General features: G+C 36.9%; 16 protein-coding genes and 2 tRNA genes. 4 read left to right on the top strand and 14 right to left on the bottom strand.

Features of this window, described 5'->3' with window-relative positions:
- Positions 1–12: 12 nt before the first annotated feature.
- The gene (locus tag J0871_RS08890) at positions 13–687 is read left to right on the top strand and encodes a hypothetical protein (RefSeq protein ID WP_208224903.1); all 675 of its coding nucleotides are present in this window, start codon (positions 13–15) and stop codon (positions 685–687) included.
- A 73-nt stretch (positions 688–760) separates the two neighbouring features.
- On the opposite strand, the gene J0871_RS08885 is transcribed toward J0871_RS08890, so the two are convergent.
- Positions 761–1,693: a serine hydrolase gene (locus J0871_RS08885; RefSeq protein WP_208224902.1), complete on the bottom strand. Its 933-nt coding sequence runs from the start codon at positions 1,691–1,693 to the stop codon at positions 761–763.
- Positions 1,694–1,765: 72 nt separating this feature from the next.
- Positions 1,766–3,040 (bottom strand): kynureninase, encoded by a 1,275-nt coding sequence (gene kynU, locus J0871_RS08880; RefSeq protein WP_208224901.1) that lies wholly within the window; start codon positions 3,038–3,040, stop codon positions 1,766–1,768.
- A 134-nt stretch (positions 3,041–3,174) separates the two neighbouring features.
- On the opposite strand from kynU, the gene J0871_RS08875 reads away from it, so the two are divergent.
- On the top strand, positions 3,175–3,816 hold the full coding sequence (locus J0871_RS08875; RefSeq protein WP_208224900.1) for an O-methyltransferase: 642 nt from the start codon (positions 3,175–3,177) through the stop codon (positions 3,814–3,816).
- On the opposite strand, the gene J0871_RS08870 is transcribed toward J0871_RS08875, so the two are convergent.
- The 8 genes from J0871_RS08870 to J0871_RS08835 all read right to left on the bottom strand — a co-directional run bounded on the left by J0871_RS08870 (position 3,809) and on the right by J0871_RS08835 (position 10,304).
- A complete protein-coding gene (locus tag J0871_RS08870; RefSeq protein WP_208224899.1) occupies positions 3,809–4,366 on the bottom strand; it encodes a phosphatase PAP2 family protein in 558 nt (185 codons plus the stop codon). The two genes, J0871_RS08875 and J0871_RS08870, sit on opposite strands and share 8 nt — an antisense overlap.
- 9 nt (positions 4,367–4,375) lie before the next feature.
- A complete protein-coding gene (locus J0871_RS08865; RefSeq protein WP_208224898.1) occupies positions 4,376–4,657 on the bottom strand; it encodes a twin-arginine translocase TatA/TatE family subunit in 282 nt (93 codons plus the stop codon).
- A gap of 69 nt (positions 4,658–4,726) precedes the next feature.
- Positions 4,727–7,036, bottom strand: coding sequence for a M1 family metallopeptidase (locus J0871_RS08860; RefSeq protein WP_208224897.1), 2,310 nt, complete (start codon positions 7,034–7,036; stop codon positions 4,727–4,729).
- A gap of 55 nt (positions 7,037–7,091) precedes the next feature.
- Positions 7,092–7,595, bottom strand: a complete 504-nt coding sequence (locus tag J0871_RS08855) for a DUF6702 family protein (RefSeq protein ID WP_208224896.1) — start codon at positions 7,593–7,595, stop codon at positions 7,092–7,094.
- A gap of 49 nt (positions 7,596–7,644) precedes the next feature.
- The gene (locus J0871_RS08850; protein ID WP_208224895.1) at positions 7,645–7,959 is read right to left on the bottom strand and encodes a hypothetical protein; all 315 of its coding nucleotides are present in this window, start codon (positions 7,957–7,959) and stop codon (positions 7,645–7,647) included.
- Entirely contained in the window at positions 7,940–8,686 is a 747-nt protein-coding gene (locus J0871_RS08845) for a hypothetical protein (RefSeq protein WP_208224894.1), read from the bottom strand. Before J0871_RS08845 ends, J0871_RS08850 begins: the two co-directional genes overlap by 20 nt.
- Positions 8,687–9,457, bottom strand: a complete 771-nt coding sequence (locus J0871_RS08840) for a carboxypeptidase-like regulatory domain-containing protein (protein ID WP_208224893.1) — start codon at positions 9,455–9,457, stop codon at positions 8,687–8,689.
- 49 nt (positions 9,458–9,506) lie between these two features.
- Positions 9,507–10,304 (bottom strand): hypothetical protein, encoded by a 798-nt coding sequence (locus J0871_RS08835; protein WP_208224892.1) that lies wholly within the window; start codon positions 10,302–10,304, stop codon positions 9,507–9,509.
- Between the two features lie 143 nt (positions 10,305–10,447).
- Here J0871_RS08835 and pepE point away from each other — a divergent pair, with 143 nt between their 5' ends.
- A complete protein-coding gene (gene pepE, locus J0871_RS08830; protein ID WP_208224891.1) occupies positions 10,448–11,155 on the top strand; it encodes a dipeptidase PepE in 708 nt (235 codons plus the stop codon).
- 1 nt (position 11,156) lies between these two features.
- Positions 11,157–12,071 carry a glutaminase gene (locus tag J0871_RS08825; RefSeq protein ID WP_208224890.1) on the top strand — a complete coding sequence of 305 codons (915 nt, stop codon included), beginning with the start codon at positions 11,157–11,159 and terminating at the stop codon, positions 12,069–12,071.
- A gap of 80 nt (positions 12,072–12,151) precedes the next feature.
- Here the strand turns inward: J0871_RS08825 and rpsT are convergent, their stop codons facing one another.
- The 4 genes from rpsT to proS all read right to left on the bottom strand — a co-directional run bounded on the left by rpsT (position 12,152) and on the right by proS (position 14,196).
- The gene (gene rpsT / locus J0871_RS08820) at positions 12,152–12,400 is read right to left on the bottom strand and encodes a 30S ribosomal protein S20 (protein ID WP_075326189.1); all 249 of its coding nucleotides are present in this window, start codon (positions 12,398–12,400) and stop codon (positions 12,152–12,154) included.
- 29 nt (positions 12,401–12,429) lie between these two features.
- A tRNA-Glu gene (locus J0871_RS08815) sits at positions 12,430–12,501 on the bottom strand.
- 66 nt (positions 12,502–12,567) lie between these two features.
- Positions 12,568–12,639: transfer RNA gene (locus tag J0871_RS08810), tRNA-Glu, on the bottom strand.
- Between the two features lie 78 nt (positions 12,640–12,717).
- Positions 12,718–14,196: a proline--tRNA ligase gene (proS, locus tag J0871_RS08805; RefSeq protein ID WP_208224889.1), complete on the bottom strand. Its 1,479-nt coding sequence runs from the start codon at positions 14,194–14,196 to the stop codon at positions 12,718–12,720.
- Between the last annotated feature and the right edge of the window lie 65 nt (positions 14,197–14,261).

Below are 14,261 nucleotides of genomic sequence, written 5' to 3'. Positions count from 1 at the left end.
AAAACCAACACCATGAAAAAACTACTACTCGTTACTTTTCTATTTTCAGCATTTATAAGCTGTAAAAATAACGAAACCAAAATAGGACAGGAAGTTGACACTGAAGCCGAAAAAAGCATTGAGCAACAAATAGCCGAAGCACACGGATTAAATAATTTTGAAGAAGTTAAGGAAATTCAATTTACTTTTAATGTAAAGGTTGGGGATTCCCTTAGAACCAGCCGGGAATGGACCTGGAAACCCAAAACCGACGAGATTAGACTTACCGAAGGTGATATTAGCCGCACTTACACCAAAACCGGCGATATTGCTGAAGAGGATAAAGATATAGACCAGAAGTTTATCAATGATTCTTACTGGTTTCTCTTTCCATTCCAGATGGTGTGGAGTGACGCGGAAATTTCTGAAGAAAAAACCGGCCTGGCCCCAATTAGTAAAAAAGAGATGAAATATCTCGAGGTTTCTTATAAAGGTGAAGGCGGCTATACTCCTGGTGACACTTATGTAGTTTATTACGAAGACGATTATTTATTAGAGGAATGGATCTACAAATCTGCAGATGGGCAGCGGGAAATGCCTACTACCTGGGAAGATTTTGAAGATTTCCAGGGCTTAAAAATCTCTAAATCCCATAAATCTCCCGATGGTAGTTTTGAATTATTCTTTACCGATATTGTAGTAAAATAAAGATTGAAATAAAAAAGCCACGAACTCATTAATCGGTGAATTCGTGGCTTTTTATTTTTTTCTAAAAGAGATTTTAATATCTTAAACCGCTCAAAATTTCCCCGGCTCCTTCTGCCGGTTTCCAATTAGAATCGGGTTCAAAATAATTCCATAATAAATTTGAAATCTCCCTTTGTAATTGCCAGGCTTCATTATTCTCCTCCCAGGATTCATCTTCATTATTCTTTGTGGCTATATAACACACATAATCTCCAGAAGGCGCATTAACCATAAAAAGTTCAGACCTCGATTTATTGACCATACCCTGCTTTGCCGCTGCCTGCACATATGGCGGCACTTGTGACAAAGCATAATCCTGGTAAAAAGAATTGCCAAGCAGCCTATACATTTCGTCACTTGCCGCAGCACTTACCAATTCTCGTTTTCTAATTTGTTCTAGAATTGAAGCCATTTCTCGCGGAGTAGTTTGTCCCCAGCCATATTTTTCCCAGTCTTTATCACGACCTTCCGTTCTTGAGTTTACCCGGGTGTGCTCCAGGCCAAATTCAGCCATTAATTCATTAATAGCTTCTCCGCCACCGGCAAGTTCTTGGTTCCATAAAGAAGTTACATTATCACTATAACTAATCATTAAAGCCACCAAAGTTCTAAGATCGGTTGTAGTGCTGTCTTTATAAAATTGCATTAAACCCGAACCACCATAAATTCTATCTTCTGAATAAACCAACGAATCTTTATAGCTTAATTCTCCCTTTTCAATCTTATCAAAAATCTTTACCAGGATTGGCACTTTTACGATACTGGCGGTAGGGAAAATAGTATCGGCATTTATTGCAGCTTCTTTCCCAGTCTTTAAATTTTTCACATAAACACCAACATCACCTTTAAATGATTCTGTAAGTTCTTTTAGTTTCTGTTCAAGTTCAGTGTCAGTTTTAACCTGTTGCGCCTGACTTACGGCAAGAGACAAAACCGCCATAAAAATGCTAAGTATTAGTTTTTTCATCCTAAAAAATTTCAAATTATACACTGACGCTAATTCATTTTTCTTTTCTCTATCTTCTATTCTCTAATCTCTCTATCCTAGAATTCCTCTCTTCAAAATTTGCCCAAATTGAAACATATCTTCAAAAGAACAATAAAACGGCGCCGGGGCAAGTCTGATTACATTGGGTTCCCGCCAATCGGTTATCACGCCATTTTTCATTAAATAATTGAATAATTCCTTTCCTTCCCCGTGTAAAAATACCGAAAGCTGGGTACCACGCTCTTCCTGATTTGACGGAGTAATTATTTCAAAACTGCTATCAACTTCCTTATCAATTTCATGTAAAACAAATTCAAGAAAAGCCACGATCTTATTTCTTTTTTCAATCAGTGCAGGCATTCCAACCTCCTCAAACATTTCCAGCGATGCTAAATAAGGCGCAAGAGCTAAAACCGGAGCGTTAGAGATTTGCCAGGCATCGGCACCGGTCTCGGGCTGAAATTCGGGTTCCATTAAAAAACGGCGCTCTTTATTGTGTCCCCACCAACCTTCAAAACGTGGAATGTCTTTTTGGTTGTGATATCTTTCATTTATAAAACATCCGGAAGCATTTCCCGGGCCGCTATTCATATATTTATAACTGCACCAGGCAGCAAAATCTACCTCCCATTCACTAAGTTTTAGTTCAATATTTCCTGCGGCGTGGGCAAGATCCCAACCTACAAAAGCGCCAATTTCGTGTCCTGCTTTGGTAATTTTTTCCATCTCCAATACCTGTCCCGTGTAATAATTAACACCGCCGATTAAAACCAAAGCGCACTCCTCTCCTACTTCATTGATCTTTGCTATAATATCTTCAGTTCTAAAATTATTTTCACCTTCGCGCCTTCTAATTTCAACAATAGCGTCTTTGGGATCATACCCGTGAAAACGCACCTGGCTCGAGATCATATACTGGTCACTGGGAAAAGCTTTTTCTTCACATATAATTTTATAGCGTTTTCCTTCTGGTCTATAAAAGGAAACCATTAGTAAATGCAGGTTTACCGTAAGGGTATTCATTACCGTAACCTCAGCTGGTTTAGCACCAACAACTTTAGCCAGTTTTTCTGAAAACCTTTCGTGATAATCCCACCAGGGTTTTTCGGCATAAAAATGACCTTCTACGGCAAGATTTGCCCAATCGGTCATTATTTCATCTACATATTTTTTTGCTGATTTTGGTTGCAGCCCAAGGGAATTTCCTGTGAAATAAATTACATTTTTCCCTTCGTGCTGCGGGAAAATAAATTGGTCGCGATATGATGCTATTTTATCCTGAGAATCCAGTTCCCGGGCATATTCTAGTGTATTTTGAAATTGCATGTGTGGTTTTAGTTTGAAGTAAAAATACAATTTATTGGCAGAAATCTCCCGAAGTGAAAACCAAGTGGTATTTGTGTTAAAAGCTATTATTTTAAAAACATTAAATTCTCTAAATTTGGTAAAAATTGAATCTTATGCATTTTCTTCCTGAAGCCATAGACCAGTATATTTTAGAACATTCGGCTAAAGAACCTGAGTTTTTGGCAAAGCTTAATCGCGAAACCAATCAAAAAGTTTTGCAACCACGAATGTTAAGCGGAAACTACCAGGGAAGAATTTTGAGCCTTATTTCTAAAATAATCGCTCCAAAAAGCATTCTGGAAATTGGAACTTATACCGGTTATTCAGCTTTATGCCTGGCGGAAGGTTTACCTAAAGAAGGGATTTTGCATACGATAGATATTAATGAAGAATTATACGATTTTCAGCAGAAATATTTTCAGGCTTCAGATTATAAAAATAAGATCAAACAATATATTGGTGATGCTCGGAAAATAATTCCGCATTTAGATCAAAAATTTGATTTGGTTTTTATCGATGCAGATAAGCCCAACTATCCTGCTTATTTCGATTTAATTATTGAGAAAATGAATCCCGGCGGCGTTATTTTGTCAGATAATGTTTTATGGAGCGGAAAAGTAGTAGAACCCGTTAAAGCCGAAGATGAATCTACCCAAGCGCTTTTAAAATATAATAAAATGTTGGCAGAAGATGAACGCGTAGAAACCGTGATTTTACCTATTCGCGACGGATTAACTTTAACGCGCGTTAAATAAAGCGTTTTCCAGATCGTTGATAGAGCATAAAGAAAATAATTGCGAAAATAATTCCTACAGCCGCACCTACTAATACATCACCGGGATAGTGAACGCCCACATAAATTCGACTCAACATAAATAATAACGGCCAGATAAGCACTACCCAAATCCAGGGGTATTTATCTTTTAATGAAAGGATAAAAAATAGGGCCGCAGCGGCAGAAACCGCAGAATGCCCGGAGAAAAAACTATAGTTATCTGGAGTTTGTAGAATTCTAATAACATCAGCAATTTCGGGTTGATTGTTAGGCCTAAGACGTAAAAAAAAGTTTTTAACAACGTTGGTAAAACCATATGTTGAAAGCGCTGTGGCAAGAATAAACAAAGTGGTAAAAAGTGCCTTTTTCCAGTGAAAAGCCACAAAATAAAGAATAAAAAAAGTGATATAAAGCGGGATCCAGTTTTGGATGGTAGTTACGGTAATCCAAAAATTATCGTAGGTTTCAATTCCCAGTCCGTTGAGATAAACAAACAGCTCTCGATCCCATTGTTTTAGCTGTTCTAGCATAAAAAGTGATTAAAATCTACGTTTTACTGAACCAGTAATCTCGTCTATATCTTCTTTTACTTTATCAATCTCACCTCTCACATCTTTAGAAATATCGGTATCAATGCCTTGCTTTTCGGCACTTTTCTGAATTTCGGATTTAATATCGTTAGAGGCATTACGAAGCATTTTCATCCCTTTACCCATACCACGGGCTATATCGGGAATCTTATCGGCACCAAAAACCATTACCAGAATAAACAGGATAAATGCGATCTCGGCACCACTAATAAAAAGAGGTATGATGTTCATATCAAAACAAATATAGCCACAAATTTAAGCATAAAAAAAGCCGACTCGTTAAAGTCGGCTAAATTTATTTTAATTTCCAAGACTCTCCTTGAATTCTTCAAATTTACTGGTAGTTTCTTCTTTAGGCCAGGTATTGTTACTTACATCAACATCGGCCGTTTCTAGATTTGGATCTACTACCATTTTTATAATTTCTTTATTGGTAGCGATTGCTTTTGTAGCCACCTCATCGTTCATTCTCCAAAGCTGTACTGGATATCTTTTCATTTCTGTGGAACCATCGGCATAAGTGAATTCTACGATTAAAGGCATTGGGATTCCTCCCGGTTTTTCGAAAGTCACCTGGTAGAAGTATTTAGGATCCTTTAGTTTTGCTCTTTCTTTTTGGGTAAAGTTATCCATCACATACTCTTTTAAAGTAGGCGAATTTTCTAAACCCGAATTTCCTTTTAAATTTTCATCAAAATCTTCGCTGTCTTCTTCTACTACATAAATAGCATCAATTTCTTCTGGATCTGCTCCATAACGCTCCAAAATTTTTTTTCCTTCTTTAGTTGCATTATCTGTGATATATAGTTTCTTAACTTCTTTAATTCCCATATCTACATTATGCGTAGTATAAAACCACCCTCTCCAAAACCAGTCTAAATCTACTGCTGAAGCATCTTCCATAGTTCTAAAGAAATCTTCTGGTGTTGGGTGCTTAAACATCCAACGATGTGCAAATGTTTTATAAGCGTGATCAAAAAGCTCGTGTCCCATTACAGTTTCACGTAAAATATTAAGCGCGGTTGCAGGCTTACCATAAGCGTTATTTCCTAACTGGTATACATTCTCCGGGTTAGACATAATTGGCGCGATATATTTTTGGTTTCCTTTCATATAAGGAACAATTTTCGCGGGAATTCCTCTGCGAGAAGGATATTGTTCTAAAGGCGTAATGGCTTCAGGATATTTCTCTCCAAATTCCTGCTCGGCAAGAAACTGGCTAAAGGTATTTAAACCTTCGTCCATCCAGCCCCACTGGCGTTCATCACTGTTTACAATCATTGGGAAGAAGTTATGCCCAATTTCATGAATAATTACACTTATCATCCCGAATTTAACCCTATCGGAATACGTTCCATCCTCATCGGGACGGCCATAATTCCAGCAAATCATAGGATATTCCATTCCCTGGTTTCTAGCGTGAACCGAAACCGCTTTATGATATGGATATTGAAAAGTTTGCTTAGAATAAGATTTTAAAGTGCTGGCTACTGCCTTTGTAGACCATTCTTCCCAAAGCGGATTTCCTTCTTTAGGATATAAAGAAACCGCCATTACATCTTTACCACCAACATCTGTAGCCATCATATCAAGAATAAATTTTCTTGAAGTAGAGAATCCAAAATCCCTAACCATTTCGGCTTTATATTTCCAGGTTTTGGTTTTATTAGAAAAAGACTTTTCGGCTTCTTCGGCTTCAGCTTGAGTTCTAACTATTACAGGCTTATCGTAAGATTTCCTTGCCTGTTCATAACGGCTCATCATTTCTTTGGTATAAACATCCTTGCGGTTTTGAAGTTCTCCTGTAGCCTCCATAATATGATCTGCAGGAACGGTAATATTCACTTCGTAATCACCAAAAGGAAGGGCAAACTCACCACTGCCCCAAAATTGCATATTCTGCCAGCCTTCAACATCGTTATAAACCGCCATTCTAGGAAAGAATTGTGCAATTACATAAGCATTGTTTCCATCTTTAGGAAAATGCTCGTATCCGCTTCTTGCTCTATCGGTAATATGATTATTGATATTGTACCACCATTTCATTTCAAACTCAAAAGATTCACCGGGCTCTAAAGCCTCTTCCAAATCTATTCTTAGCATCGTTTGATTTATGGTGTAATTTAATTTATCACCATCGTGAGTTAAACCTACAATATTGAAGCCGCCGTCAAACGACTCTTCCAAATGCTGATTTACAAAACGCTGCGGAGTAGCCACGGGACTCATTCCACTAGGATTTCGCTCTAAAGCCGGTGCATCTTTTTTACGTACGTTTTGGTCTAATTGCACCCACAAATACTCTAGTTTATCGGGAGAATTATTATAATAAGTAACCTCTGCCTCACCATCTAAACGGGTATTTTTATCGTCTAAAACGATATCCATTTTATAGTCGGCCTGGTTTTGATAATAAGCTTCTCCGGGAGCTCCGGCACCGGTTCGGTATTGATTGGGAGTTGCGAAAGTCTCGTAAAGTTGTTTAAACTTATTGTTATTTTCGTGACCTTCCTGTTTAGGTTGCTGCTCTTCGGCTTCCGGTTCCTGGGCCTGAAGACCGCTTACAAAAAGCATCACTAAAGCGAAACTTAAGAGTCTTAATTTGTTCATCAATTATGTTTTAATTTAAAGATTGTTAAAAATAAATATTTTAATCAGGTTTTCCTTAAGGAAATGTGAGTTTTTCTGTCTCTTGCTGCCGCATAAGTAATAAACTTTTAGTTTTGTTATTTACTTTTACGTGCACCACGTTTTTCTGGTCATCAAAAAGATCGGTTAAAATCTCGTTGGTGACTTCAATTTCATCAAAAGCAGCTACGTTTTCTACTTCAATATAAAGCACCAGTTGATCGGCATCGTATTCTTTTCCCAAATAATTAAGCTGAAGCTCTTCGCCATTTATTTTCAACCTTAATTTTTGATTAAGATATTTAGAAATATGTTCAGTTACCGCGCCTTCTTCTGCTTCTTGAGAAAGCTGAATATCAGCATCAAAACGTTCGTTTAAAACATTCTGAAAATCGTCTATAAAAACCCTGGTAATAATTTGTAAACTTTGCTCCTCGTTATTGTATTCAATCTCTGTAACGCTTAGGTAAAACTCGTGAGCGCCAGATTTAAATGCTGAAAGCAAAAAAAAGCTGGCCAGGATTAGGCTTATTTTTCTCATTAATCTTTTTCTTTTCTTTAACAAATATTAATCCAAAGCACCTAAAGCTTTAAAGATCTTCCTCCAGTTTAATTGTAAAATTGTTTTGCTGAAGTTTTTCACGATCTATTACAATCGTTTTCTTTTTATATTGAACCGAAGAAAAAACTAAAGAATCACCTATGTTTACCGCTACAGAAAAATGACCTGAAAGTTCACTAACTCCCCCTTTTTGCCGGGTAATGTTAATTATGTGAACCGGAGATAAAAGTGGTTCTTCGGTAATTATTTGGCCTGAAAAAATAGTTTCTTGCTGGGAAAACACAGCAAAAGGTAGCAACAGTATAAAGAAAAAATTAATGCTTTTAATCCTTGATAAACTCATTATATTCTGGAAGCTTTTCTTTAAGGAACTCCATTAAAACCAGGGGATCATTTTTTTTGACTAATTCCTCAAAATCAGGTTTTAAGCTACAATAGTAGAGAAAATCCATAATTTTATTAGAAGGTAAAAGCAAGGTTTCAGTAAAGTACTCATCAGGCACAAATTCCCTGGCCTTATAAACCAGTGCACTTAACCTGTTATTTTCTATAGCTTTTTTAAGTTTTTCTCTTTCTCCTGAAATCGCTCCATAAATAAGCCCAACAGGATCCATAGGACTGCTCATTGCAACCAGTTTTCGCTCTTCAATACTTAATGGTTCTTTATCAGAAAGGGCAAAACCTATTATTCGTGGATCAAAGGTTTTAATTTCTTCAATATCACTTGCCAGGTTTCCGCTTAATTGGTGCAACCTAACTTCGTCTAATTCTGTAAGGTCTTTTTGCAATTCAACTTTTAAAACTTTAGAAGATAAAATATCAGCATTAATTAAAATTTCTTTTTTCTGAAATTGTACTGATGAAAATAATAGCAAATCATTTTCTCTTACTTCTATAGAAAATTCACCGTTTGTTTCGGTTACCGTACCTTTTTCAGCAGTAATATTTATAATATGAATTGGTGCTTCAATAGAATCAGCAAGAATTTCCCCTTTTTGTAGTACCCGATCCTGGGAAAATAAATGAGCTGAAAAAATAAACAGAAATACAACAAAGAAACTGTTTTTCATCTATTCAGCTATATATTTGCGGTAAGCTTCGCTTTGCTTTTCCAAAAAAACTACAAGCTCTAAAGTGCGTTCTTCTTTTAATAAATTTTCCTGAAAACCATTTTCAAAAATATAGGTTAGGAAATTCATTATATGCGTAGAATCAATTTTTAAATGATTGGTAAAAAAGTAATCATCAAATTTGTTACGAAGGCTATTACCTACCTCTCTTTCACGGTTAACAGGAGATTTAGATTTGGCTCCTATTATGCCAAAATTTGGTTTACCAGTAATTAATCCCACCAAACCTAAAATATTCCCACCGGCCGGCGCCTGAGTTTGACTAGCATTAAATGCTGCGTTTGGAGTGCCTCGTGGAATCACGCTAGTAGGGGAAGGCGGCACATTAATAACCGGCATATTTATTACCTTAATGTTGGCAATATCTTTTTCCAGGTTTCCACTAAGATTATGAACCCTTACCTGTTCGAGTTCGGTTAGGGCAGGAAGTAATGCTATATTTAGTGTTTCTTCATTAAGAATTTTAGAAGTGATCTTTATTTCTTTTCGCTGAAATTGCACCGAAGAAATTAACAGCAAATCATTTTCTGAAACTTCAATCTTAAAATTTCCCGCTTTATCGCTTACACTGCCCTTTTCTTGCGTTATGTTGATAATGTGAATAGGAGCTTCAATACTATCGGCTTTAATTTTACCGGTGAGCTGTATTTTTTCCTGGGCACTTACTGCAAGTGCAAAAAAACACGATAAAATAGATAAGAAATATTTCATTGATTGATGTTGATGATGAATAATGATGATTGATGAAGGTTTTTAAGTATTATTCCCGAGCGTGAAATGCTTTATATTCTTTACTTTTTTCTATTAGAAATTCAATTAGGTTTAATTCGTTTCCGTCTTCCAACAAGTCATTATCTAAACCGTGATCTGTAACGTAGTAAATAAAGTCATTTATTTTATCTTTTTCAATATCCAGGTTGGTTCTAAAAAACTCATCGTCATAAAGATCCCGTAATTTTTCGTCGAGTTCCTGTTTCGTAAAAGGATTGTTTTCTACCTCAGCCCCCACAAGGAATTTAAAGATGTTCACAAAGTTGAGTCCGTTTACCAGCCTGGTATTTCCGGCAGCCAGAGCTGCATTTCTTCCGGGCCCCATTAAAGAATCGGGTTGCCTTCTAACATTCATGGCTTCCAAATCGGCTGCAGAATACCGGGGAACATCTGGATCGCTAACTGCAATACGGCTAACATCTACCCTAATATCTCCAGAAAGTTTATTATCAGATAACAGCACCTCTGGCAGTTCGGTTACAGATTCTGTTAGAAAAACATTCATTTCTCCAGAATTTATAACGCCTTCTTCTACAACTACTCTAAATTCTTCAAATTGAATGGAAGAAAATACTACCGTATCATTAAGCGCAACACTTAACTTAAATTCCCCGTCGGGATTAGATATGGTACCGCGTGCGGTGTTTCGGTTAAAAATGGTCATTCCCTCAGGAGTGTCTTCTTCAGGAACAATAATTTTACCGTTTACCAGAGTGCGTTCCTTCTCCTGGGCAATTAAAATACTGCTGGATAAAATAAAAATAATAAAAAATGTATTCTTTAACATAGTTGTGGTTTTCCTATTAATAAAGTAACAATTCTTAGTCCTTATTTATAGTAAAGCAGCTTGTAAACTTTTGTTAAAACCCCTATTTAGACTAATTTTAAGTCAATATATATTATACTAGCATTAGAAAAATAAAAGCATTTATGAGCAAAGCATTATTGGCCAGCACATCAACTTTACATGGGCAGGATTACCTGGAATATTTAATTCCGGAATTAAAGGTATTTTTTAATAATATAGATGAAGTGATCTTTATTCCTTTTGCCCGTCCCGGCGGAATTTCGCATACTGAATACACTAAAAAAGCTTCAGAAGCTTTTAACAAGGCCGGACTTAATTTACGAGGAATTCACGAATTTGAAGATATGACTGAAGCTATAACTCAAGCTAAAGGAATTTTTACCGGTGGGGGCAATACTTTTTTACTGGTTTCTGAGCTCTACCGAAATAAGCTAATGCAACCGCTTAAAGAAAGTATTCAAAATGGCGCAGCTTATATGGGCACCAGTGCAGGGACGAATATCGCGGGCTTAACAATGCAAACCACCAACGATATGCCCATAGTCTATCCGCCAAGTTTTAAAACTTTGGCAGTAGTTCCTTTTAATATTAATCCTCATTATTTAGATCCCGATTCAAATTCTACGCATAAAGGAGAAACCCGGGAGACGCGAATAAAAGAATTCCACACTATAAATACGCAACCTGTAATTGGACTTAGGGAAGGTAGCTGGATACTGGTTTCAGATAATAAAATTGAGTTAAAAGGTAGCTTGAGCGCTCGCATTTTTAAATCAGAAAAATTACCTTTCGAGATAGAAACCAATTCAGACTTAAGCGAATTAAATTAATATGGACTACCAAAGTATACTAAATACCATAAATGATGAACTGAGTTACCGGGATGTAACCGGCAAAGTTGCCTCGTATATTCCTGAACTCGCCAAAGTAGATCCGCGTAAATTTGGTATGCACGTTTATTGTGGAGACCGGCAACATTTTAGTTTTGGAGATAGCGAAGAGCTTTTTTCTATTCAGAGTATCTCTAAAGTTTTTAGCCTTTCTATGGCTATGCGTATTATGGGAGAAGATCTTTGGGACCGGGTAGATGTAGAACCCTCGGGAGATCCATTTAATTCGTTAAGCCAATTAGAATATGAAAGCGGTGTGCCCCGAAATCCATTTATAAACGCCGGCGCTTTAGTAATATCAGATATTTTAGTAGATCAATTAGAAGATCCAAAACAGGAATTATTAGATTTTGTAAGGAAAATTACCGAAGATAATAGTATTAATTTTGATCCTAAAATTGCAGCTTCAGAACGTTCCACAGGATATAGAAATGTAGCACTGGTAAATTATATGAAAGCACTGGGGAATATTAAATGTGAAGTAGAACCTACTGTAGATTTTTACTTTCATCTCTGTTCGCTGGCAATGTCTTGTAAACAATTAGCCCAGGCGTTTATGATCTTTGCCAATAAGGGTAAAATATTAAGTACAGATGAAGAGATTTTAACTCCCACCTCTGTAAAAAGGATAAATTCTTTAATGCAAACCTGTGGTTTCTATGATGAAGCCGGGGAATTTAGTTTTGAAGTAGGATTACCGGGGAAAAGTGGTGTTGGCGGAGGTATTGTAGCCATTCATCCAGACCAGTATTCAGTAGCGGTTTGGAGTCCTATTTTAAATGAAAAAGGAAATTCAGAATTAGGAATGAAGGCTTTAGAACGCCTTACTTCCCTAACCGGTCTTTCGGTTTTTTAAACCCAAAAACTATTAAAAATAAAAAAATGCTTTCCGCAAACGCAGAAAGCATTTTTTTATAATTGAACACTGTAATATTATTAAAGCGCAGCTACGTGCTTAGCAAGTTGCGATTTTAAGTTCGCAGCTTTATTATCATGTATAATATTTTTCTTTGCTAATTTATCTACCATAGAGATAACAGAAGGCAAAAGAGCTTCAGCTTCTTTCTTCTCAGACTCCTTCAACTTTTTAATTGCGTTTCTGGTAGTTTTATGCTGGTAGCGGTTTCTAAGACGTTTGGTCTCATTGCTACGAATCCTCTTCAATGCTGACTTGTGATTTGCCATTACAAAATTGCTTTAATTATTTTTTAAAGTAGTCCGTAGGGGAATCGAACCCCTGTTACCAGGATGAAAACCTGGCGTCCTAACCCCTAGACGAACGGACCATTAATTTATTTCAAATTGCCTTTTCAGGACTTTAAAAACACAAAACTTAAACTTGTGTTCTGTTGTAGTCCGTAGGGGAATCGAACCCCTGTTACCAGGATGAAAACCTGGCGTCCTAACCCCTAGACGAACGGACCATTTTTTTGTTTCAATGCGGATGCAAAAATACAACTATTTTTGAATGCCGCAAGAGTTCCACAAAAAAATTTTAAAAATTAATATGCCTTCGCAAAAAGCACTCTTTGCTCAGACGGTTTCCCTGTAAGCACACAGCTTCCCGACTCTTTTTTGGAATTAAATGGTATACAGCGAATTGTGGCTTTGGTAAGCCCTTTTATCTTGTTTTCTGTCTCTGCAGTTCCATCCCAATGGGCAGAAACAAACCCTCCTTTTTCTTTTAAAACTTTTTTAAATTCATCAAAAGAATCCACCTCGGTGATATGTTCATTTCTAAAATTGAAAGCTTTTTCAAATAAAGTATCCTGCATTTCAACCATAAGGTGCTTTACCTTCTCCACTACTTCTGTTTGGTTTACAAACTCTTTAGTGAGGGTATCTCTTCTTGCAAGTTCAACACTTCCCTTTTCCAAATCTTTAGGACCAATAGCCAATCTCACCGGCACGCCCTGTAACTCGTACTGCGCAAACTTCCAGCCAGGTTTTTGAGTATCTCTATCATCGTATTTAACCGAAATGCCGGCTTCTTTAAGATCGTCTGCCAGTTTATTGGCTACTTTAGAAATTTCTTCCAGCTGTTCTTCTCCTTTATATATAGGAACAATTACTACCTGGGTAGGCGCTAAATTTGGCGGAAGCACCAAACCGTTATCGTCGCTATGCGTCATAATAAGCGCTCCCATTAAACGCGTGGAAACGCCCCAGGAAGTTGCCCAAACATTTTCTAATTTTCCTTCTTTAGAAGTAAATTTAACATCAAAAGCTTTTGCAAAGTTTTGACCTAAAAAGTGAGAAGTTCCTGCTTGTAGCGCTTTTCCGTCCTGCATCATTGCTTCAATACAATATGTTTCTACAGCGCCGGCAAAGCGCTCACTTTCGGTTTTGCTTCCTTTTATTACCGGCATTGCCATAAATTTTTCAGCAAATTCGGCATAAATATTATTCATTAATTCGGTTTCCTCCAATGCTTCCTGTTTGGTGGCGTGAGCGGTATGCCCTTCCTGCCAGAGAAATTCTGAAGTTCTCAAAAACAAACGGGTTCGCATTTCCCAACGCACCACATTGGCCCATTGGTTAATTTTTATAGGAAGGTCTCTGTAAGATTGAATCCAGTTTTTATAAGTATTCCAGATAATAGCTTCAGAAGTTGGTCTCACTACAAGTTCTTCTTCCAGTTTAGCTTCAGGATCTACTATTAATTTAGATTTATCGTTAGGATCTGTCTTAAGCCGGTAATGAGTAACTACAGCACATTCTTTCGCAAATCCTTCGGCATTTTTTTCTTCAGCTTCAAAAAGATGCTTGGGAACAAAAAGCGGAAAATAAGCATTTTGGTGGCCGGTATCCTTGAACATTTTATCAAGCTGGGCCTGCATTTTTTCCCAAATGGCAAATCCGTAGGGTTTTATAACCATACAACCCCGTACTGCGGAATTTTCAGCTAAATCGGCTTTTACCACCAATTCATTATACCATTTTGAATAATCTTCGCTTCTTTTGGTTAACTTTTTACTCATTCTCTGTATTTGGCATAAATCTTGTATTTTATTAAACACAAGCTAAATGCAGTTTTAGTTAGCGC

This window comes from Salegentibacter sp. BDJ18, from assembly GCF_017579965.1.
GTDB lineage: Bacteria > Bacteroidota > Bacteroidia > Flavobacteriales > Flavobacteriaceae > Salegentibacter.
The sequence above is the reverse complement of the archived record's forward strand: the minus strand, read 5'-3'. Positions and strand labels throughout refer to the sequence as shown.